Here is a 21,430-nt window from a genome sequence, read left to right on the forward strand (position 1 = left end):
TCGAAAGCCGCAACCGGAGGGGAATGGAATGGATCGTCAAAAGAGAGTGTTGGTCGTGGACGACGAACCGTCCATCGTGAAATTGGTGCAATTCAACCTGGAAAAAGAAGGGTTTTCCGTGGACAGTGCTTATGACGGCACAACCGCGTTGCAAAAGATTGAACAGGATCCTCCGGATCTGGTGGTATTGGACTGGATGTTGCCCAAGATGGACGGTTTGGATGTATGCAGAAAACTACGGCAACAACCGAAACGGCATCTCCCGATTTTGATGCTAACGGCCAAATCGGATGAATTCGATAAAGTGCTCGGTTTGGAACTGGGCGCCGATGATTACATGACCAAGCCTTTCAGTCCTCGAGAGCTGGTTGCTCGTGTCAAGGCGATTTTGCGCCGGATGGAAGCGATCGAGCAGCAGGGTGATACGGTAGAACAGCAACCGATTCAGGTAGGAAACCTTCACATCGATCCAGTAGGGTACGAAGTGCGCAAAGATGAGCAAGAAGTGGAACTGACACCCAAGGAGTTTGAACTGCTGGTTTACATGGCCAAAAATCGCGGACGCGTATTGTCGCGCGAACAGCTGCTCAATGCCGTCTGGAATTACGACTTTGTGGGCGACTCCCGGATCGTGGACGTACATGTCAGCCATTTGCGTGACAAAATCGAGGAAGATTCACGTAATCCGGTGTTTATCAAGACAGTACGGGGTATCGGCTACAAATTCGAGGGTCCGAAGGAAAAATGAGAACGTTACGCAGTCGTTTGACCTGGATGTTTTTGGTGTTGATTGGTCTATCCATGTTGGGGACGGGGTTATTTGTTGGGCTGCTGTTACAGGCCACCTATCTGGACTCGCTGACGGGGCGACTCAACAAAGAGGGAACCTTGTTGGCGCAGACGTTGGACTGGGGAAAGCAGGATTCGTTTGATGCCCAAGCGGACGCATTTGGTCGGGCGTTGTCAGCACGGGTGATGATTCTGGATCGCGACGGTACAGTGTTGGGGGATTCCGTCAAGCAGAAGGCAGGGACACGCAACCTCCGTCACCTGCCGGAAGTTCGGCAGGCGTTGAAAGGGATGGCCCCTTCCAATCAATTCGCGCACAAACGGGATAACCGCTTGAACACCGCCATCCCCGTGATTCGGCATGGTCAAATCCTGGGGGCGGTATGGATCCAGTTGGATGTGACCGATGTCAACCGTTCCATCCGACAAATATGGTTTTCGATGGCGGGCGGATTGGCTGTCGCTTATCTGTTGGCGGCACTGGCCAGCTCGCGCTTCGCCCGGGATGTGACCCGGCCGATCGAGGATATCACCCGGGTAGCGGAAGATATCGCGCACAACAAGCTGTATCGCAGTGTCGCGGTTTACGGGGAGGATGAGATCGGTCGCTTGGGAGAGGCGATCAATCGGATGGCACGCAGTCTCCGCAGTCAGATGAGTGCGATTCGCAAAAGCGAACGTCGGTTGACCAGTGTCATCGAGACGATGGAAAGTGTGTTGTTTCTAGTTGACCCCAGCGGTAGCGTCATTTTGGCCAATCCGGCATTTGAACGGCTGTTCGGTGTTCCCGTTTCTGACATCCAGGGCAAATCGGTTCAGCATCTGCCCGGCCCCTATGAGCTGATCCAACTGATCACCCGGTGCCAGGAGACAGGGGAGCGTCAGCGAAAAGAGCTTCACTTTTTCTATCCCGAGGAACGGATTGTAGAAGCCAGTCTGTCGCCGATGGGTGTCGAAAAAGACGGCAGGGGTGTGGTGGCGGTATTGCATGATATCACCGCCATTCGCAGGTTGGAAAAGATGCGGTCAGAGTTTGTGGCCAATGTATCTCATGAACTGAAGACACCGATTACGTCTATTGTTGGGTTTACGGAAACATTGTTGGACGGAGCGATGCAAGACCCCAACACCTGCCGCGAGTTTTTGGAAATCATCCTGGAAGAGGGTAACCGCCTGCAGCGACTGGTGGGAGATATTCTCGATCTGTCGAAAATCGAATCCAAGCAAATCCATCTGGATCTGGAATCGGTCCCGGTGGGTGAGTTGATCCAGTCCGCCACAAAGACGATGGAGGACCAATTCCGTGCCAAACAGTTGACATTGGAGGTGCAATTGCCGGATCCATCGTTTACCGTGACTGTGGATCGGGACCGCTTCCGGCAAATACTGCTCAATTTGCTTTCCAATGCGATGGCGTATACCCCATCGGGTGGAAAAGTGACTGTTCGAGCGGAACGGGATGCAGATTCTTGGCGGTTGCAGGTAGCGGATACGGGAATCGGCATTCCTAAAGAGGATTTACCGCGGATCTTTGAGCGCTTTTACCGTGTGGATAAAGCCCGATCGAGAGCATCGGGCGGTACCGGGTTGGGTCTGGCTATCGTCAAACATCTGGTGGAAGTGCACAAAGGTACGATTCATGTGGAAAGTCAAGTGGGAGAAGGAACGACGTTTACATTGACGTTTCCTTTATAGAACTCTGAGTGATAGACAAAATCTGTCATTTCCGTTTTCCCGCTCTAAGCTCCGCCTGTTCAACGAGTACTTCGACCGCTCCTGTTTAAACGTGTGGCCATTTCCCAACGAAACGTTCATTGTGAATGCATTGAAGGGGCGAGAGGGGAAATGGTTTCCTTTCTCAGATCAATGACCAGCCCCCTTTTCTTAACAAAAGCTTAACATTAGATTTAATAGCCGACAAAAGACGCAAGCTAATGTATGTAATGGATGGATCAGAAAACCAAACGTGATCATTTAAGGGGGCACTCATCCATGTGGAAGAAGACATTGGCCACCATCAGCTCGATGGTGTTGGTATTCGGTCTCGCCGTCGGCTGTGCCAAAGGGAATCAACAGGGCGGTGGAGCTGCGGGCGGAAAATTGACCGCTGTTGGCTCTACTGCGATGCAGCCGTTGGTGGAGGAAGCGGCGAACCAATTCATGGCGCAAAATCCGGGTACACAAATTACGGTTCAGGGTGGGGGTAGCGGTGCCGGTTTGAGTGCTGTACTGAACGGCTCCGCCGACATCGGAAACTCCGATCTGTTTGCCGAAGAGAAGAAAAAAGATCCGACCAAAATGGTGGATCACAGAGTGTTTGTCGTTGGTATGGCGCCGGTCGTCAACCCGAAAGTGGGCATCGACAATCTGACTCAACAACAGTTGGTCGACATCTTCACCGGCAAAATCAAAAACTGGAGAGAAGTGGGCGGTCCCGATCAAAAAATCGTGCTGGTCAACCGTCCGGAAAACTCCGGTACCCGCGCGACTTTCGTCAAATATGCTCTGAACGGAGCGAATGAATACCGGGGCAAAGACAGCATTGTGCAAGACTCCTCGGGAACCGTGCGTAAAATCGTTGCGGAAACGCCGGGAGCGATCGGTTATCTCGCCTTCTCCTACTTCGACAAATCGATCAAGCCGGTCAAGTTGGATGGCGTGGAACCGACCAACGAAAACGTATATACCAACAAATGGAAAGTTTGGGCGTACGAGCACATGTACACCAACGCTGACGGCAAAAACAAAGAGCTGGAAGAAAAATTCATCAATTTCATTCTCACCCCGGAAGTGCAAAAGAACTTGGTTGAAAAAATGGGCTACATCCCGATGACCGAGATGAAAGTGGAACGGGATGCCCAAGGTAATGTAAAAAATAAAAAATAACATCCGAACTTAGATAGACACACTCCGGAAGAGCGAGGGGAGGCCACTTTATGGCTGTCCCCTGCTTTTCCGTGTAGAAGGGGTTGAATTTCGACAGGATGGAGAACCGAGCGACGAGTGAATGGGCGAACCAATTGCTGCGCCCCGACAAAAAACAGCGTCGATTGGAACTGCAAGGGCGATTGATGACGTTGATCAGTGCTTGGGTCATTATTCTCACGTTGTTTTCATTGCTGTATTTCATCGCTTCCAAGGGGATTTCTACGTTCCTGTTTGACGGTGTTTCGCTGTCCCAGTTTTTCTCTGGGAAATGGGCGCCGGCGGGAACACCGCCGTCCTTCGGTACCCTGCCGTTTATCCTGGGGTCGTTCATGGTGACGGTGCTGGCGGCGGTCATCAGTGCGCCGCTGGGTATCGGTGCGGCGATCTATATGACGGAGATCGCTCCTTCGTGGGGGAAAAAGATTTTGCAACCGGTCATCGAGCTGCTGGTTGGCATCCCCTCAGTTGTATACGGGTTTGTCGGCTTGACGGTCATTGTTCCTTTTTTGCGGGATGTGACAGGTGGCCCCGGATTCAGTCTGCTTGCCGGGGTGCTGGTGCTGTCAGTGATGATTCTGCCCACGATCACCAGCATCGCCGTCGACACCCTGCAATCGATTCCCCGTTCGATGCGGGAAGCTTCCTATGCATTGGGAGCCACGCGCTGGCAAACCATCTCCCGCGTTTTGGTACGTACGTCGTTGCCCGGTCTGATGACAGGGGTCGTTCTGGGAATGGCGCGTGCATTCGGGGAGGCGCTGGCCGTGCAGATGGTTATCGGGAACACCGATACCATGCCGACTAACCTGATCCAACCGATCAGCACCCTGACAAGCGTGATCACGTTGCACATGGGGGATACTGTTCCCGGAACTGTTTACAATGATGTGTTGTGGTCGATGGCATTGATTCTGCTATTGATGACGCTGGTCTTTATCGTGCTGATTCGTTGGATGACGAGAAGGGGAGAAAGTTGATGAACGCAAAACTGGCCGACCGGATTGCGACAATCGTCTTTTATCTGATTGCGTTGTTGATTATAGGCATACTGTCAGGACTTATCGGTTTTATTCTGGTACGGGGTCTTAACGTAATCGATTGGCACTTCCTGACTTCCCCACCGTCAACGCTTACCGCAGGTGGCGGGGTGGCACCGCAGTTGTTCAACTCGTTGTATCTGTTAGTGTTGACGATGTTGATCACCATCCCGCTCGGCTTGGGAGGCGGCATTTATCTGGCGGAATATGCCAAGCCCGGTAAGTGGACGGACATCCTCCGACTCAGCATCGAGGTGCTGTCCTCCCTGCCGTCAATCGTGGTGGGGTTGTTCGGTTTTCTGGTGTTTGTACAATATACCGGATGGGGATTTTCGCTTGCGGCGGGTGCTTTGGCATTGACGGTATTTAACCTACCGCTGATGGTGCGAGTGGTGGAGCAAGCCATCCGTGCGGTTCCGCGTGAGCAACGAGAAGCGTCGTATGCGTTGGGTGTTACCAAGTGGCAGACGATTACCCGAGTGGTGTTGCCTGCGGCGTTGCCTGGAATCTTGACTGGTACGATCTTGGCTGCGGGGCGTGTGTTCGGGGAAGCGGCGGCGCTGTTGTTCACGGCTGGGATGAGTTCGCCGATGCTGGACTTTACCAACTGGGATCCGACTTCCCTCTCCTCTCCGTTTAATCCGTTCCGTCCGGCATCAACGTTGGCGGTGCATATCTGGAAAATCAATTCGGAAGCGATTATTCCTGATGCCAAAGAAGTGGCTGCAGGGGCTTCCGCCGTGCTGGTATTGGCCGTATTGTTTTTCAACCTGACGGCCCGTGCGTTGGGACGTTGGATTCACAAACGGATGACATCCGGTTCTTGATGGGAGGAATCAAACGATGGTGATAACAGCGGAACGGGTGGAAACGATAGCTTGGTCAGTTCAACCGAATCCGAAACAGCCAGTTGCGCCCGAGTCGAGCAAGGTGTTGTTGGAAACGCGGGATCTCAACGTCTATTACGGGGATAACCACGCCGTCAAAAACATCAATCTCAAGTTGTACGAAAAAACGGTGACGGCGTTCATCGGGCCGTCCGGTTGCGGGAAGTCGACATTTCTCCGCTGTTTGAACAGGATGAACGACACCATCCCGCACGCTCGCGTGACTGGGGAAATCTTGATCGAAGGGATTAACGTCAACGATCCTGCGATCGACGCGGTCAATCTGCGACGTCAGGTGGGTATGGTGTTCCAAAAACCCAATCCATTCCAAAAATCGATTTTTGATAACGTCGCTTATGGCCCGCGTATCCATGGTGTGAAGAAAAAAGAATTGCCGGACATTGTGGAGCAAAGCCTTCGGCAGGTCGGTTTGTGGGATGAAGTGAAAGACCGCCTGCACACTTCCGCCTTGCAATTGTCGGGTGGTCAGCAACAACGTCTGTGCATCGCGCGGACGATCGCGATGCGTCCCCGGATCATCCTGCTGGATGAGCCCACATCCGCGTTGGATCCAATTTCTACGGCACGGATCGAAGAGCTGATTCAGGAGCTGAAAAAGGATTACACGATTGCCATCGTGACACACAACATGCAACAAGCGGCGCGTATCTCCGATTACACGGCGTTTTTCCTGATGGGAGAACTGATCGAGCACAATGAGACGCACCGGTTGTTCACCAATCCTAAACGGCAGGAGACAGAGAATTATCTGACCGGACGCTTCGGCTGATGCGTCAGGAGGAGGAACCAGGGGAGAAGGAGTCGTTGTCATGAGCGGAAAAATCGAAGTGCGGGATTTCAATTTATATTACGGCGAACACCAGGCGCTCAAACAGATCCGCTTGTCGATTCCGGAACGGGACGTCACCGCACTGATCGGGCCGTCTGGTTGCGGGAAGTCCACATTCCTGCGCAGTATCAACCGGATGAACGATTTGATTCCCAATGTCCGTGTTGAAGGAGCGTTGGAGATCGACGGAGTGGATGTGTACGCGCCCGAACGGGACGTAGTTGAGTTGCGCAAACGGGTGGGCATGGTGTTTCAGCAGCCCAATCCGTTTCCGATGTCGATCTATGACAATATCGTCTACGGTCCCAAAATTCACGGTATCAAGGACAAGAAAAAACTGGACGAGATCGTGGAGCGTACGCTGCGGCAGGCCAACCTGTGGGATGAAGTGAAAGACCGTCTGCACGCTTCGGCGATGGGACTTTCGGGAGGACAACAGCAACGGCTGGTGTTGGCGCGCGTGTTGGCCGTGGAGCCTGAGATCATCCTGATGGACGAACCTGCTTCCGCGCTCGATCCCATCTCGACCGAACGTTTGGAAGAATTGATTCAACAGTTGAAACGGGAATACACGATTGTCATCGTTACCCACAACATGCAGCAAGCCGCCCGGGTCTCCACTTATACGGCGTTCTTTTTGAACGGTGAAGTCGTGGAGACCGGATTGACGGAAAACATCTTCACCAATCCGCAGGACAAGCGGACCGAGGATTACATCACCGGTCGGTTTGGCTGACCGGTATGGCTAGGATAAGGAGTGGATCGTGATGATTCGCCAATTTGACCAGTCGTTGCAGGACGTGAAAAACCTGTTGCTGCAGATGGGGGAACACGTGGAAATCGCGATTGACAAAGCCGTCAAATCACTATCCAGAATGGATGTCCGTATGGCGCGGGAAGTGATGGAACACGATCCGGCCATCGATGAAATGGAAGGAAAAATCGACGATGTCGTCGCCAAATTGATTGCCACGCAACAACCGGTGGCTACCGATTTGCGGCGGTTGATCGCGGCGATGAAAATCGCGTCGGACATGGAGAGGATGGCCGATTTGGCTGTCAATATCGCACAGGTGACAGTGCAATTGGTCGAGAATAAACTGTCATTGTTCAAAGAACTGGAGGATATCCCGAAAATCGCCGCTATCACCCAGCGAATGGTGCATGACGGGATTAACAGCTACATCGACGGAAACGTAGCGCTTGCCCGCAAAATGGCCGACACGGACGACGAAGTGGATCGGATGTACCATGCCATCGTTAATGAACTGATCGGGTTTATCAAGCAGAACAAGGCGGAAACTGAAGTGGCGTTGCGGCTTTGCTTTGTTGCGCGCTATCTCGAGCGGATCGCCGATCACGCGACCAATATCGCGGAAAGTATTGTGTATATCGAAACCGGTAAACAGGCCGATTTGAACTGATAATGGTAATTTCCTGACCTGTTTCATTTGAAACAGGTCTTTTTTGTGCACGATATTCAACGGTTTCCGTAGAGTTCCGGTAACAATTTTTTATTTTGGTAAAGACATGCCCCTATATAATGAATGACAGGGGCTGATTTATCAGTGGTTTGGGTGGTGATATGTGCGATGGATGGGCGGAAAAAGCAATTGTTGCGGTATTTGGTTCATACGGATGGTTATATCACCACTGAAAGATTGGCCGAAAAGCTGAACGTATCCGAAAAAACCGTTCGAAACGATTTGAAACGATTGGATCGTTGGTTGCAATCTTTTTTGGGTACGGAGATTATCAGGCAACCCGGGATGGGTGTTGCGCTCCGAGCGACCAGCGAGGAACGGGAGGCCATATTGCACCATCTGGACCACGCCCATGAGGCCAGCCCTGATACCACATTGGCGGACCCCTTCCATCGCAGAATCAGTCTTTTGCAGATACTGCTTGAGGAAGAGCGTGTGTTTACATTGCAACAATTGTCCGATCGGTTGTACGTGAGCAAAGCCACGGTCAGCCAAGATTTGACCTTGGTGGAACAATGGTTGGAGCGATACGGTCTTCGCTTGATTCGCAAACCCAATATGGGTTTATGGGTGGAGGGGGAGGAACGATCCAGAAGATTGGCCTTGGCGAAATTCTCGCAAATGTCGTCTGGTTTGGGAAATGACCGTTTCAACCCTTTCTGTAAAGATCCTTTCATTCAACATATCGTCCGAAAGATCGAACGGAAATCGGATGTGCGTTTTACCGATGAGGCGGTCGAACGGTTGACGATTCACGTGGCGATCGCCATCAAAAGAGTCAAAATGGGGTGCAAAATCCATCTGTCATCCGCTGAAATGGCCCAACTTCAGGAGAAACGGGAATACCGCCTAGCGGAAGAATTGGCAGAGGAATTGGAAAAAAAGTTCGCTGTCACCCTGCCCGAGGATGAAATCGCTTACTTGGCGATGCATCTGTTGGGTGCCAAAGTGCATTTTGTTCCCGTCAACATTGGCCAATTGCCGCAATCCCTCGAAAAAGTCGATGAGGAAACGGTTCACCTGTCACAAAAATTGATAGCCAAAATGGAAGAATTGACGGGATTGCCGCTTACTCGGGATAGGGAGCTGTTGGTCGGTTTGATGATTCACATGCAGACGGCGGTTCACCGGATCAGACATCGCCTACACGTCACCAATCCGATCCTTCATGATATCAAGCGGGCATACCGCTATATGTTTGAAACCGTACTGTTGGCGGTTTCTATGATGGAATTCGATATGGAAGGCAGGGTTTCGGAAGACGAAGCGGGCTATCTGACTATGCATTTTCAAGCGGCTTGGGAGCGGTTGAAAAAACATCACGTACAACCGAAAAAGGTACTCCTGGTCTGCACGACGGGTGTCGGCACTTCTCAGTTGATGGCAGCCAAAATCAACCGCTGGTTCCCGTCCTTGACCATCCTCGACACAATCCCGGCTTCCCGGCTGAAGCAATCGCTCGCGTCGGAACGTCCCGATTTTTTGATTAGTACAGTCCCATTGACGGAGTCGGACATTCCCGTTGTACATGTGTCTCCTTTGCTCGGGGAGCGGGATCGGAAAAACATCCAACGCGCAGTGATGGAAGAATAGTCACCGACTGAATCGAACCGACAGGGTTCCGTTGCCACATTGAAAGCGTTTATCGATCCACGGATGGTTTTACTCGATGTGGACGGCGTAGACCGCTACCAAGTCATTCGATTATTGGCCGATCGGCTGATTGAAGCGGGGTACGCAGGGAAAGGATTTGTCGAAAGCGCATGGGAAAGGGAGCAAATATCAAGCACCTACATCGGGGGAGGTGTGGCAATCCCGCATGGTGGAGTCGATCTCGTGCTTCATTCGACTGTGGCGGTGGCCCGGTTGAACAAACCGGTGGATTGGCATGGCGAGCCGGTCTTCCTCGTCTTTATGCCGTGTGTGAAGTGGCAAGACAAAGAAACGGCAGAACGTGTCTTTTCGGATTTGGTGGAACTGTCGGAAAATCCGGTTCGCCTCCATGCACTGCGAAATGTGGATACCGTCGAACAATTTCTAAATGAACTGTGAAAGCGAGGGGGAAGGGATGAAACTACTTGCAGTGACGGCTTGTCCGGTTGGTATCGCTCACACGTACATTGCCGCTGAAAAGTTGAAGAAAGCGGCGGAAGAGTCCGGACATACGATCAAAGTGGAAACTTGGGGATCTATCGGTGTGGAAAATGCTTTCACTCAAGAAGAGATTCTGGAAGCGGACGGGATCATTCTGGCCGCGGATAAGGATGTGGACAAGCAACGTTTCCACGGTAAACGGGTTTTGGAATGTTCGGTGCAGGATGCGATCCATCGACCGGAAGAGTTGTTGAAACGCTTCGCTGAGGGCAATGTTCCCGTATACCGGGACCCGGAAAAAGTGGCACGGGAACGGGAGGACACACAAGCGCAAAAGACGGAATCACAGCGGTCCTTTTATCGCAACCTCATGAGCGGGGTTTCCTATATGATCCCGTTCGTGGTGGTCGGCGGATTGTTGATCGCATTGTCGCTCGGGTTCGGAGGAAAACCCACTCCCGAAGGTTTTGTGGTTCCCGAGCATTCATTCTGGAAACCGTTACTGGAGGTAGGCAAGGCCGGTTTTCTGTTCATGGTCCCTATCTTGGCCGGATTTATTGCTTACAGTATCGCGGATCGTCCTGGTCTGGCTCCCGGTATGATCGGTGGTTATATTGCGGCTAACGGGAGTTTTTACGGCAGCGAAGCGGGTGCCGGGTTCATCGGTGGGATTATCGCCGGATTTCTGGCGGGCTACATTGCCAAAGGCATCAAGTCTTTGCGTGTTCCGAAGATGATTCAGCCCATCATGCCCATTTTGGTGATTCCGCTGGTCACGTCCATTTTGGTCGCTGTTCTCTTTATCTATGTGATTGGTGCACCCATATCTGCTATCATGACAGGGTTGACCGATTGGCTCAACGGTATGCAAGGTGCCAGCAAAGTGGTGTTGGCGCTGATTTTGGGGGCGATGATTGCTTTTGACATGGGCGGCCCGATCAACAAAGTGGCATTTCTGTTCGGAGCGGCGATGATCGGTCAAGGACAGCCCTTTATCATGGGAGCAATCGCTGCTGCCATTTGCACGCCACCGCTGGGCATGGGTTTGGCAACACTCCTGGATAAACGAAAATATTACCCTGAAGAATGGGAGGCAGGGAAAGCAGCTTTGGCCATGGGACTGGTTGGAATCACGGAAGGGGCGATTCCGTTTGCATCCCGGGATCCTCTCCGTGTCATCCCCAGCATCATGATCGGTTCCATGGTGGCGGCCGTTATCGCCATGCTGGGAGGCGTCACCGACCATGTGCCGCATGGGGGTCCGATTGTGGCGGTATTCCAAGCTGTTGACCATGTTCCGATGTTTGCCTTTGCCATCGTGGTGGGGACGGTTGTAACGGCATTGTTGGTAAATGCACTGAAAAAAAAGGTCTCCGATGGTAAGTAAGAAAACACGGGCGAGGGGTGGAGAAAATGAACATGGCACAATTGATTACTGAGGATTTGATTAATTTGCAATTAAACGGTTGCCATAAAGAAGAGGTTTTAGATGAAATGATTCAAATGTTGGATCGTGCGGGTGTACTCATCGATGCCTCAAGGTTCAGGGAAGCCGTCATAGAACGCGAGAAACAAGGCCATACCGGAATCGGGTTCGGTATCGCCATCCCGCATGGCAAATCAGATGCTGTGAAAACACCGCGTGTCGCATTCGGCATGAAAAAGGAAGGATTGGTGTGGGACTCATCAGGAGAAAAGGTTCAGTTGGTCTTCCTAATCGCTGTACCCGAAAAACAAGCCGGAAATGAGCATTTACAAATCCTTCGGTTATTAGCACAAAAACTGATCGACGAGAAGTTTCGAAACGCTTTGCAGGAGGTAGCGACGAAGGAGAAGGCGCTCCAATTGTTGGCTGCGGTCTAGGTAATTGATCCGTATCGCAAGCATCATTTATCCGGCGGGCACCGATTTCCCGTCTCCGCTCCGCACCTCGACGGGAAATTCGGTCCCGCTCCTCAAATGTGTGCGTGTTAACCACATTGTCACGATTTCTCGCTTTTCCGGATCTCTCTTTAAGATTGCCCCTGAAAGTCAAACAAAGTCGAAGATATTCTCTGTATCGGAGGTGGTTGTTTGTTGCAACCGGCGCCTATTTTTCTCAAACCGGTGTTCAAGGAGCGGATTTGGGGTGGATATACGCTGAGAGAAAGGTTTCATTACGACATTCCGTCCGAAAAAACCGGCGAATGTTGGGCGATCTCCGCACATCCGAACGGGCAGAGCACCGTAGCGGATGGTCCCTATGCGGGTTGGAAACTGGGAGAGCTGTGGAATCATCATCGGGAGCTGTTCGGTCACCATCCGTCCGAATCGTTTCCCCTTTTGGTCAAAATATTGGATACGAACGATGATCTCTCCGTTCAGGTGCACCCGGACGACTCATATGCCAACCGATGGGAGCGGGGAGAAAACGGCAAAACGGAATGTTGGTACGTAATTGATTGCACCGATGACGCAGAGATGGTCTATGGTCATTCGGCACAAACCCGGGAAGAATTTGAGGAACGATTGCAAAAGGGGGAATGGGACCGGTTACTGCATCGGGTCAAAGTAAAACCGGGAGATTTTTTCTACGTACCCAGCGGTACCGTTCATGCACTTGGTGCGGGAATGTTGGTGTTGGAAACGCAACAAAATTCTGATACCACTTACCGACTATACGATTACGACCGGGTCGACACAGCGGGAAACAAAAGGGAATTGCACATCGAGCGGGCGTTGGATGTGATCCGGTACCCTCATCGGGACGCGGTTTGCTGCCCGCAAGTAAGTAAGGTGCCGGGTGGGAGTGTCACCACCTTCATCACATGTGACTATTTCACAGTTCAAAAATGGGATGTCAACGGGAACATGGACTTGTGGCAACCACACGCTTTCATGAATGTCAGCGTCATCGACGGGAACGGGGAGTTGGTCAGTGATTCAGGTGCCCGTTCCGTCAAAAAAGGAGATCATTTCATTTTACCGTACGGGATCGGACAAGTACGGTTGACGGGAGAATTGACGCTGATCATTTCTTTTCCGTGAATGCCTAAGAACCGCCCAAGCGGGTCGGGAATATCCTGTTTCTGGCATATCACCATGAGCAGGAGGAATCGTGATGCGCTTGGGTCGAACGCTGTGTTGGTTGGCGTTGACGTTGGGGTGGGTTCTGGCTTTGTCGCCAACGATGCAGGCTGCCTCCCCGTCAACGGAACATGAACGGGCATCGTCGAAGCCGTTGATGAGATCGACGGTATCGACGCCGGTACTGTCGGAAAAAACGTTGCGGGTCGGTCGGTTATCCCGTTATTTTCAGCAGGCGGCCAAAGAGTTCGGATTGCCCGTACAGGTATTGAAGGCTGTGGGTTATGCCGAATCTCGATGGATGGATCACGGAGGGAAACCGAGTCAATTGAACGGATACGGAATCATGCACTTGGCGGACAATCCCAACAACCACACATTGAAAGAAGCGGCTCGCTTGTTGGGCGTGTCGGTGAAAACGTTGAAAACCGATGTTAAGCAGAATATCAGGGGATCGGCCGCTGTCATGGCACAGGAAGCACGCCGACAACACGCGGGTCGCCTCCCGTCCAAACTGGGGGATTGGTACACGACAGTAGCGGCGTACGGTGGTACTGGTTCCGATTTGACGGCCAAATGGTACGCGGATGAAGTGTTTCGGATCATCCAGCGCGGCGCCTATCGTTCCGCCGGGGGCGAAGACATATGGCTGCCGCCCACGGCGGTAACATTGAACCGCGGTCTTTATGAGAGAGTGAAAGAGGTTCTGCCCTTTGCCACACCAGATTATCCGGGCGCTCTTTGGGTTCCGGCCAACAGTGGCAATTACACCACGGCCAATCGGGAGGCGGATGGGAATGCGATCAATTATGTGATTATTCATACAACGGAAGGTAGCTACGCGGGGACCATTAGTTGGTTTCAAAACCCGTCGGCCAAAGTGAGTGCACATTATGTGATCCGCTCCAGCGACGGGGCGATCACACAGATGGTACAAAACAAGGATATTGCCTGGCATGCGGGAAACTGGGACTACAACGTCCACAGTATCGGGATCGAACATGAGGGATACGTGAACGATCCCAGTTGGTATACGGATACGATGTATCGGTCCTCGGCCAACCTGACGCGTTGGATCTGCGACACGTACGGAATCCCGAAAGATCGGGCGCACATCATCGGGCATTATGAGGTTCCGGGAGCGACGCATACCGACCCAGGACCGGGATGGGACTGGACCTATTATATGTCCCTGGTGACTCAGGCACCCACGATTATCGTCGACAACGCCACGTCGGGGCGGTTTTCAGCCAGTGCCAATTGGCAGGTCAGCTCTTGGAATACGCAGAAATACGGTTCCGACTACCGATTTGCCACCCCGCAGCCCATCAGCGATGCGGTTTGGTACAAACTGAACATCGCCACGGCCGGCATCTATGATGTATATGCTTGGTGGCCGGCCAACAGCGGGTACAACAGTGCGACGCCTTTCGTGATCAAAACGACCACCGGTAACATGACGGTGTATACGGATCAGCGCATCAACGGCGGAAAATGGGTGTTGCTCGGCACATATTCGTTGGGAGCGGGTGACGATTGGATCATCGGCGTCTCCCGTTGGACTTCCGGTAGTGGGTATGTGGTCGCCGATGCGATCAAAGTGGTGAAGCGATGATGGCGTTTTAGTTGTAGAATGAAAAAGGCCCACCCGGATTCAGCTAGGGTATCAATAAAGATGGGAGCCATAACCCGCTTTGCCCGGCCGATTGGGCCGGGCAGTGGTCGGCTCCCTTTTTGCTTTATGGGGCGATTGATGTTGACCGCGTCCGTTTGCGGACGGAACCGTTTTTCCCAATGATATGGGCGCTTCGGTCGCCAAAGGCGCGGTGCTTTTGCGATTTGCCTTATTGCACGACTGTGACGGAACGCTTGCCATGGAGTTTGTTGGCCAGTTCTTTGTGCACGGGAATCTGTTGGAAAATGCGGTGCACGATCGACGAATGTTTCAAGAATATCCCTCCTCAAAAAAAGAAGTCTCAAGAGAGGGCTTTGTCATCAAAATGAAAAAGCACCCCATGTGCATGCACGGGGTGCTTCTTGGTAGTTCTTCCTGGTTAGGATCAGAATCAGTAACCGAAGCCCACTCCGGCAAAGACGAAAATGGTGGCGATCACCAACAGGAAGATCAACAGACGGCGCAGGCCGATGCCGAAACCATATCCGTAACCAAATCCTCCGCTCATGGAATCCAACTCCTCTCTGTGCTTTCGTGATAATGTATTGGAGAGAGGCAAGAAGGGGAACCGCATTTGTCCCGGTTTGAAAAAATCGGGCAGGAAGATTCGGATGGATCAACACGCCTGGAGCGTATCTGGTTAAGGCATCAGAAGACAACGATATTCGCCAGAACACAACTTAGCCCAAAAAGGGAGCCTGTTTGTGCCGAATGGCTTACTCGGGGTACAATGGACATGTGCGCAAATGAACGGTTAGGGTGTGTCTAAGACAACTGCATTGATTCTTGGATTGACCAGACACGACCCAATAATGGTCGGGTGATCACCGGCCCGAAAAGATTGCGGGGGAACGATGGCATGGACAAACTGGTATTAATTGACGGCAACAGCATCGCGTTCCGTGCGTTTTTTGCCCTGCCGCTCCTATCCAATTCGGCAGGCGTCTATACGAACGCGGTGTACGGTTTTACGATGATGTTGATGAAGGTGCTGGAAGAGGAAGCACCTTCCCATATACTCGTGGCGTTCGACGCAGGCAAGACAACGTTTCGCCACGACGACTATCAGGAGTACAAGGGAAAGCGGGAAAAGACACCGGGCGAGTTTTCCCAGCAGATCCCGCTGATCAAAGAGGTGCTGGATGCGTTCGGTATCCGCCATTTTGAGCTGGAAGGTTTTGAGGCCGACGACATCATCGGCACATTGGCTCGCCAAGCTGAACGGTCCGGCCTCGACACGTTGATCGTCACCGGAGACAAGGACTTGCTTCAGCTGGTGACCGACAAGGTGCATCTGTTGCTGACGCGCAAGGGTGTCACCGAAACGGAACGGTACGATGTCGATGCAGTGAAGGAACGGTACGGCTTAAAGCCGGAACAGATCATCGATTTGAAAGGGCTGATGGGCGACCCGTCGGACAATATCCCGGGCATCCCGGGAGTGGGGGAAAAAACGGCGCTCAAACTGCTCCATCAGTTCGGTTCCGTCGAAGAAGTGTTGGAGCATGTGGATGAACTGCCTGGCAAAAAGTTGCGGGAACGGGTGGCCGAACACCGGGAACAAGCCCGGCTCAGCAAAAAGCTGGCCACCATCCATTGTAATGTTCCCCTGACATTTGACCTGGAGGATATCAAATTTGTCCAGTATGACCGACAGCGGGTGCTGGAACTGTTCAAGCGGCTGGCCTTTCAATCGCTCATCGATCGGTTGGGGGAAGCAGAGGAGACTGCGGATCGAGACGATGCTCAGGAGATTGAGGTCCAAATCGTACATGAATCGGATGCGCAGTTGGACGAGCTGCTCACACAGGAACGCCTCGCTTGTCACGTCGAATTGAGCGAGACGAATTATCATCGCGCTGATATTATCGGTGTGGCGCTGTCCGATGGGGAGCGGCACGTGTACCTGCCGTGGGAAACCGCGCGTCAACACGATGTGCTGCTGTCGTGGTTGGCCGATTCATCAAAGGAAAAGATCGGATACGATGTGAAGGCCGCCACGGTCGCGCTGCGACGTCACGGGGTACAAGTCACCGGATTTTCGTTCGATATTTTGCTCGCATCCTATCTGCTCAACCCGTCGGAGTCCACTCATGAGCTTTCCGATGTGGTGCGACGCAAACTGGACGGCAGTCTGCCGGACGACGAATCGTTTTACGGCAAAGGACAAAAGCGGCGCCAACCGGATGAAGACGAGCTGGCCCGCCATCTGGCGCGGAAAACGGCGGCAATGGTGCGCCTCCATCCCTTGCTGGTCGAGGAATTGGACGACGCTCGGATGATGTCGTTGTTTTCTGAGCTGGAAATGCCGCTCTCCCGCGTACTGGCCGACATGGAATGCGTTGGGGTGAAAGTGGATCGGGAGCGGTTGGAAAAGCTGGGTGAGGAACTGAAAAAACAATTGGATGTCTTGACCCAAGAGATTTACGATTTGGCGGGCACAGAGTTCAACATCAATTCGCCGAAACAATTGGGTGAAATCCTGTTTGACAAATTGGGCCTGCCGGTATTGAAAAAGACCAAAACCGGTTATTCCACCAGTGCTGACGTGCTGGAAAAACTGGCCCCCCAACACGAAATCGTGGAGAAGATTCTTCATTTCCGCCAGGTGGGCAAACTGATTTCCACCTATGTAGAGGGGTTGCTGAAGGAGATCGACCCGGAGACAGGCAAAATCCACACCCGGTTCAACCAGACCATCACGGCGACAGGTCGTCTGTCCAGCACAGAACCCAATTTGCAAAACATCCCGATCCGCTTGGAAGAGGGACGTCGCATCCGTCAGGTGTTCGTGCCGTCCGAGCCGGATTGGCTGATCCTGTCCGCCGATTATTCTCAGATCGAGCTGCGTGTATTGGCCCATCTGTCCGGAGACGAAAACCTGAAGGAAGCGTTTGTACGGGATATGGACATCCACACCAAGACGGCGATGGATGTATTCGGCGTGTCAGAGGAAGAAGTGACACCGTTGATGCGTCGCCACGCCAAAGCGGTCAATTTTGGGATTGTCTACGGGATCAGCGATTACGGATTGTCACAAAACCTAAACATCTCCCGCAAAGAAGCGGCGGAGTTCATCGAAAGATATTTTGCGAGCTATCCGGGTGTCAAAGCGTACATGGAGCGCGTTGTGGAGCAGGCCAAACAGGACGGTTACGTCACCACGATGCTGAACCGGCGTCGTTATCTGCCGGACATCCGCTCACGTAACTACAACCTGCGCAGTTTCGCCGAACGGACGGCGATGAACACCCCGATCCAGGGAACTGCGGCAGACATCATCAAGTCGGCGATGGTACGCATGGATGAAGTGTTGAAGGAGAAGGGCGCCCAAAGCCGCATGTTGCTCCAGGTGCATGACGAGTTGATTTTCGAAGTGCCGGCATCCGAGTTGGATTGGATGAAGAAAACAGTACGGGAAGTGATGGAGGGTACGATGGCGCTGTCCGTTCCGCTCAAAGTGGATGTCCATCACGGTCCTACATGGTATCAAGCGAAGTAATGGTCGCAGGAGGGGTTGAACGTTGCCGGAATTGCCTGAAGTGGAGACAGTGAGACGAACGCTGGAGCAATTGATCGTTGGGAAAACGGTGGCGGATGTTGCCGTTTTCCTGCCCAAAATCGTCAAGGAACCGCCGGATGTCGACCTGTTTGTTCAGCGGTTGATCGGAACTAAGGTAACCGGTGTGGGGCGCAGGGGCAAGTTTCTGCGCATCTTTTTCGGTGATTGGGTACTCGTCTCCCATTTGCGCATGGAAGGCCGGTATTCGCTGGCGCAACATGATGAGCCGGTGGAAAAGCACACACATGTGATTTTCCGCTTTACCGACAAAACGGAGTTGCGGTACCGCGACGTGCGGCAGTTCGGTACCATGCATCTCTATCCAGCGGGGGAGGAGGAACAACATCCTCCGCTCAACAAACTGGGGCCGGAACCGCTGTCGGACGACTTTACGCTGGATGTGTTCCGCGCGCGGCTGGCCGGACGCAAAACCAAGCTAAAAGCGCTCCTGCTCAACCAGGAGTTTCTGGTCGGTTTGGGCAATATCTATGTCGATGAAGCGTTGTTTACCGCCGGACTCCATCCCGAGAGACCAGCGGATGCATTGACCGAAGCGGAGCAGAGGCGGTTGTACGAAAGCATCCGCTCCACCTTGGCCGAGGCGGTGCGGCTGGGCGGCTCGTCCGTCCGTTCGTATGTGGACAGCAAGGGGGAGATGGGGATGTTTCAACTGCAAATTCAAGTTTACGGACGCAAAGGCGAGCCCTGTGTACGCTGCGGAGAACCAATCACGCGGCTGGTCGTCGCCGGTCGGGGTACGCATGTCTGCCTGCATTGCCAGCGGTGACGCCGGGATAAGCACTATCCGCTCCCCTTTCCACATAAAATAGGGTGGAGTTTGATGAGAAAGGGGAGAGCGAAGTGTGGCCCACCCTGTCGATGTGGTTGCTGGCCAGTGCGGTCAGCTTTGACGGTTTCGTGGCCGGTATGACCTACGGCATGCGGAAAGTGAGGATTCCGATCGCTTCGGTCGGTGTCATAGCTGGATTCTCTGGCGGGTTGATGCTTCTCTCCCTGCATGCGGGACGTTGGATCGCACACGGTTTCTCCCCGTTTTGGAGCCGGTTGATGGGTGCACTCATTTTGATCGGCATCGGCGTATGGACGTTGATCAACAACGAACAACGGGAGGAGGAACCGGTTGCGCGTCGGGAAGCGGAAACGGGCAAGACGGTACTGTCCTTTGAAATCCGGATGCTCGGATTGGTCGTACAGATTTTGAAAACGCCGATGGCGGCTGACATGGACCGATCCGGTGTGATTTCTCCCTTGGAAGCTGTGTGGTTGGGATTGGCACTCTCGTTGGATGCCTTTGGAGCCGGTTTGGGAGCGGCGATGATGGGGTATCCGCCGTTCCCTCTCGCATTGGCGATCGCCGGAACCAGTGCACTGTTTCTGTTGGCCGGTATTCGGACAGGATGGAAAGTGTCGGGACGACGATGGGTATCAGCGGTGGAGTTCCTGCCCGGTTTACTGATGATTGCCATTGGTCTGTTCCGTCTGATTCACTAGGGGCGTGTCTTGAAGGAGCAAATCGATTCACGGATGAGCCACATACCAAGCCATCCCGAGTGAAGCACCGGAAATCGCAGGCATGCAACCGCGGGCAACTTCCTCTCAGCGAAGCCTACTTTGCCCGCGTTCTGCGCTCCGGATCGGAGCGGTATGAACTCGCTTCTTGCACGCGCAGGCGGAGCGAGTCGGGAAATCAATGGCACAATATTCACCAGACATGCTCCAGAAGGAGGATAGGATGTGGTTATCGGATTGACCGGCGGGATTGCGACGGGGAAAAGTACGGTTTCCCGGATGTTGGCTGAACGGGGGGCGCATATTATCGATGCCGACCAAGTGGCGCGGGAGGTGGTGGAACCACACACCGAAGGATGGCATCGGATTCGTGCCCGTTTCGGTAAGGAGGTGTTCCACCCCGACGGGACATTGAATCGGCAAGCGCTGGGGGCACGGGTGTTTCGCGATGCCGAAGCGCGGGAAACATTGAACCAGATGTTGCATCCCCTGATCGTAGAACAGATGCAAATACTGACGAAGCGGTGGCGGGAACGCGATCCCGACGGAATCGTCGTCTGGGACACCCCGCTGTTGATAGAAGGGAATTTGACGAAATCGGTAGAAAAAGTTATCGTTGTATATGTCCCGGAATCGTTGCAATTGCAACGGCTGATGGCCAGGGACGGTCTGAGCGAAGAGGAGGCTAGGCGACGGATTGCCAGTCAGATATCCATTGAAGAAAAAAAACGTTTTGCTGACTTTTTGATTGATAATTCAGGAAATTTGGCGGAAACGGAAAGACAGGTTGATCAAATATGGAAATTGCTAAACTCAAAAAATGGTTACGACCGGCGCTAGTTGCCCTGCCTCGCAAGCGGACGATGCTGATCGCGTTTTTGACTGTGGCAGCAGTCTTATTGGTGGCACTTCCTTTGTTTGTACGTTGGATGTACCCATTGAAATATGAGGAGCAGATCTTTTACAGCTCTGAGGTTAACGGAGCCGATCCCTTCTTGGTGATGGCCATTATTCGGGTGGAGAGCAAATTTGACCCCAACAAGCGATCCGTCAAAGGAGCCGAAGGATTAATGCAGTTGATGCCCAGCACAGTGGATTGGGCCATTCAACACGGCAAATTTCCTAAAACGTTTCGTGAGAACGTGAAAGATCCCGCGATCAACATACATATCGGCACTTGGTGGATCGCCGGTTTGACTCGGGAATTCAAGGGTAATAAGGTGGCTGCAGTCGCCGCGTACAATGCAGGGCCGGGCAACGTGCAAAAATGGCTGAAGCAGGGAAGATGGGACGGAACCAAAGCGCACGTCCGACAGATTCCCTACGGGGAAACTCGACATTACATCCAACGGGTGATGTTTTTCTACGAAAAATACAAGACGATTTACGGACCGCTGGCACCCGAATAAACCGCTCAAGGGCGTGCCTGGATCGATTCATTCGATCCGGGTGCGCCTTTTTCTTTAAACTCAGTCTTCGGTCATCCGACTTATGGATGGGGCGTATCTGATCAATATCGCGTATGTCA

At 52.8% G+C, this 21,430-nt stretch carries 18 protein-coding genes and 1 pseudogene; 18 read left to right on the forward strand and 1 reads right to left on the reverse strand.

Annotated features, from left to right (window positions below; translation table 11 throughout):
- Window positions 1-28 precede the first annotated feature (28 nt).
- The 13 genes and pseudogenes from KI215_RS04315 to KI215_RS04380 all read left to right on the forward strand — a co-directional run bounded on the left by KI215_RS04315 (window position 29) and on the right by KI215_RS04380 (window position 14,750).
- The gene (locus tag KI215_RS04315; RefSeq protein WP_212774348.1) at window positions 29-748 is read left to right on the forward strand and encodes a response regulator transcription factor; all 720 of its coding nucleotides are present in this window, start codon (window positions 29-31) and stop codon (window positions 746-748) included.
- Window positions 745-2,484, forward strand: a complete 1,740-nt coding sequence (pnpS, locus tag KI215_RS04320; protein ID WP_212774349.1) for a two-component system histidine kinase PnpS — start codon at window positions 745-747, stop codon at window positions 2,482-2,484. Before KI215_RS04315 ends, pnpS begins: the two co-directional genes overlap by 4 nt.
- A gap of 297 nt (window positions 2,485-2,781) precedes the next feature.
- Window positions 2,782-3,675, forward strand: a complete 894-nt coding sequence (locus tag KI215_RS04325; RefSeq protein WP_212774350.1) for a phosphate ABC transporter substrate-binding protein PstS family protein — start codon at window positions 2,782-2,784, stop codon at window positions 3,673-3,675.
- A 98-nt stretch (window positions 3,676-3,773) separates the two neighbouring features.
- Window positions 3,774-4,694, forward strand: coding sequence for a phosphate ABC transporter permease subunit PstC (gene pstC / locus KI215_RS04330; RefSeq protein WP_212774351.1), 921 nt, complete (start codon window positions 3,774-3,776; stop codon window positions 4,692-4,694).
- On the forward strand, window positions 4,694-5,581 hold the full coding sequence (pstA, locus tag KI215_RS04335; protein ID WP_212774352.1) for a phosphate ABC transporter permease PstA: 888 nt from the start codon (window positions 4,694-4,696) through the stop codon (window positions 5,579-5,581). The genes pstC and pstA overlap by 1 nt, the downstream gene beginning before the upstream one ends.
- A gap of 16 nt (window positions 5,582-5,597) precedes the next feature.
- Window positions 5,598-6,431: a phosphate ABC transporter ATP-binding protein PstB gene (gene pstB, locus KI215_RS04340; RefSeq protein ID WP_212774353.1), complete on the forward strand. Its 834-nt coding sequence runs from the start codon at window positions 5,598-5,600 to the stop codon at window positions 6,429-6,431.
- 40 nt (window positions 6,432-6,471) lie between these two features.
- Window positions 6,472-7,227: a phosphate ABC transporter ATP-binding protein PstB gene (pstB, locus tag KI215_RS04345; protein ID WP_212774354.1), complete on the forward strand. Its 756-nt coding sequence runs from the start codon at window positions 6,472-6,474 to the stop codon at window positions 7,225-7,227.
- A 31-nt stretch (window positions 7,228-7,258) separates the two neighbouring features.
- A complete protein-coding gene (gene phoU / locus KI215_RS04350; protein ID WP_212774355.1) occupies window positions 7,259-7,915 on the forward strand; it encodes a phosphate signaling complex protein PhoU in 657 nt (218 codons plus the stop codon).
- A 168-nt stretch (window positions 7,916-8,083) separates the two neighbouring features.
- Window positions 8,084-9,568: a BglG family transcription antiterminator gene (locus KI215_RS04355; RefSeq protein ID WP_212774356.1), complete on the forward strand. Its 1,485-nt coding sequence runs from the start codon at window positions 8,084-8,086 to the stop codon at window positions 9,566-9,568.
- A gap of 39 nt (window positions 9,569-9,607) precedes the next feature.
- Window positions 9,608-10,027 carry a PTS sugar transporter subunit IIA gene (locus KI215_RS04360; protein ID WP_212774357.1) on the forward strand — a complete coding sequence of 140 codons (420 nt, stop codon included), beginning with the start codon at window positions 9,608-9,610 and terminating at the stop codon, window positions 10,025-10,027.
- 16 nt (window positions 10,028-10,043) lie between these two features.
- Window positions 10,044-11,932, forward strand: a pseudogene (locus KI215_RS04365) (fructose-specific PTS transporter subunit EIIC).
- A 213-nt stretch (window positions 11,933-12,145) separates the two neighbouring features.
- Window positions 12,146-13,096 carry a mannose-6-phosphate isomerase, class I gene (gene manA, locus KI215_RS04375; RefSeq protein ID WP_212774360.1) on the forward strand — a complete coding sequence of 317 codons (951 nt, stop codon included), beginning with the start codon at window positions 12,146-12,148 and terminating at the stop codon, window positions 13,094-13,096.
- 73 nt (window positions 13,097-13,169) lie between these two features.
- Window positions 13,170-14,750, forward strand: coding sequence for a golvesin C-terminal-like domain-containing protein (locus tag KI215_RS04380; RefSeq protein ID WP_212774361.1), 1,581 nt, complete (start codon window positions 13,170-13,172; stop codon window positions 14,748-14,750).
- Between the two features lie 451 nt (window positions 14,751-15,201).
- Here the strand turns inward: KI215_RS04380 and KI215_RS04385 are convergent, their stop codons facing one another.
- Window positions 15,202-15,318, reverse strand: coding sequence for a sporulation protein YjcZ (locus tag KI215_RS04385; RefSeq protein ID WP_212774362.1), 117 nt, complete (start codon window positions 15,316-15,318; stop codon window positions 15,202-15,204).
- 351 nt (window positions 15,319-15,669) lie between these two features.
- Between KI215_RS04385 and polA the strand changes: the two genes are divergently transcribed.
- The 5 genes from polA to KI215_RS04410 all read left to right on the forward strand — a co-directional run bounded on the left by polA (window position 15,670) and on the right by KI215_RS04410 (window position 21,311).
- Window positions 15,670-18,312, forward strand: a complete 2,643-nt coding sequence (polA, locus tag KI215_RS04390; RefSeq protein ID WP_212774363.1) for a DNA polymerase I — start codon at window positions 15,670-15,672, stop codon at window positions 18,310-18,312.
- A 22-nt stretch (window positions 18,313-18,334) separates the two neighbouring features.
- Window positions 18,335-19,159, forward strand: coding sequence for a DNA-formamidopyrimidine glycosylase (gene mutM / locus KI215_RS04395; protein WP_212774364.1), 825 nt, complete (start codon window positions 18,335-18,337; stop codon window positions 19,157-19,159).
- A 74-nt stretch (window positions 19,160-19,233) separates the two neighbouring features.
- On the forward strand, window positions 19,234-19,884 hold the full coding sequence (gene ytaF / locus KI215_RS04400) for a sporulation membrane protein YtaF (RefSeq protein ID WP_212774365.1): 651 nt from the start codon (window positions 19,234-19,236) through the stop codon (window positions 19,882-19,884).
- 243 nt (window positions 19,885-20,127) lie between these two features.
- On the forward strand, window positions 20,128-20,742 hold the full coding sequence (gene coaE, locus KI215_RS04405; RefSeq protein ID WP_212774366.1) for a dephospho-CoA kinase: 615 nt from the start codon (window positions 20,128-20,130) through the stop codon (window positions 20,740-20,742).
- A complete protein-coding gene (locus KI215_RS04410; RefSeq protein ID WP_212774367.1) occupies window positions 20,700-21,311 on the forward strand; it encodes a lytic transglycosylase domain-containing protein in 612 nt (203 codons plus the stop codon). The genes coaE and KI215_RS04410 overlap by 43 nt, the downstream gene beginning before the upstream one ends.
- Window positions 21,312-21,430: the final 119 nt, after the last annotated feature.

Origin of the sequence: Polycladomyces abyssicola, assembly GCF_018326425.1 — a bacterium.
Taxonomy (GTDB): Bacteria; Bacillota; Bacilli; order Thermoactinomycetales; family JIR-001; genus Polycladomyces; species Polycladomyces abyssicola.

What these genes read in the sequence shown, in the direction of transcription:
- KI215_RS04315 (WP_212774348.1), top strand. Translation starts at nt 29, where the DNA reads ATGGATCGTCAAAAGAGAGTGTTGGTCGTGGACGACGAACCGTCCATC.
- pnpS (WP_212774349.1), top strand. Translation starts at nt 745, where the DNA reads ATGAGAACGTTACGCAGTCGTTTGACCTGGATGTTTTTGGTGTTGATT.
- KI215_RS04325 (WP_212774350.1), top strand. Translation starts at nt 2,782, where the DNA reads ATGTGGAAGAAGACATTGGCCACCATCAGCTCGATGGTGTTGGTATTC.
- pstC (WP_212774351.1), top strand. Translation starts at nt 3,774, where the DNA reads ATGGAGAACCGAGCGACGAGTGAATGGGCGAACCAATTGCTGCGCCCC.
- pstA (WP_212774352.1), top strand. Translation starts at nt 4,694, where the DNA reads ATGAACGCAAAACTGGCCGACCGGATTGCGACAATCGTCTTTTATCTG.
- pstB (WP_212774353.1), top strand. Translation starts at nt 5,598, where the DNA reads ATGGTGATAACAGCGGAACGGGTGGAAACGATAGCTTGGTCAGTTCAA.
- pstB (WP_212774354.1), top strand. Translation starts at nt 6,472, where the DNA reads ATGAGCGGAAAAATCGAAGTGCGGGATTTCAATTTATATTACGGCGAA.
- phoU (WP_212774355.1), top strand. Translation starts at nt 7,259, where the DNA reads ATGATTCGCCAATTTGACCAGTCGTTGCAGGACGTGAAAAACCTGTTG.
- KI215_RS04355 (WP_212774356.1), top strand. Translation starts at nt 8,084, where the DNA reads ATGGATGGGCGGAAAAAGCAATTGTTGCGGTATTTGGTTCATACGGAT.
- KI215_RS04380 (WP_212774361.1), top strand. Translation starts at nt 13,170, where the DNA reads ATGCGCTTGGGTCGAACGCTGTGTTGGTTGGCGTTGACGTTGGGGTGG.
- KI215_RS04385 (WP_212774362.1), bottom strand. Translation starts at nt 15,318, where the DNA reads ATGAGCGGAGGATTTGGTTACGGATATGGTTTCGGCATCGGCCTGCGC.
- polA (WP_212774363.1), top strand. Translation starts at nt 15,670, where the DNA reads ATGGACAAACTGGTATTAATTGACGGCAACAGCATCGCGTTCCGTGCG.
- KI215_RS04410 (WP_212774367.1), top strand. Translation starts at nt 20,700, where the DNA reads ATGGAAATTGCTAAACTCAAAAAATGGTTACGACCGGCGCTAGTTGCC.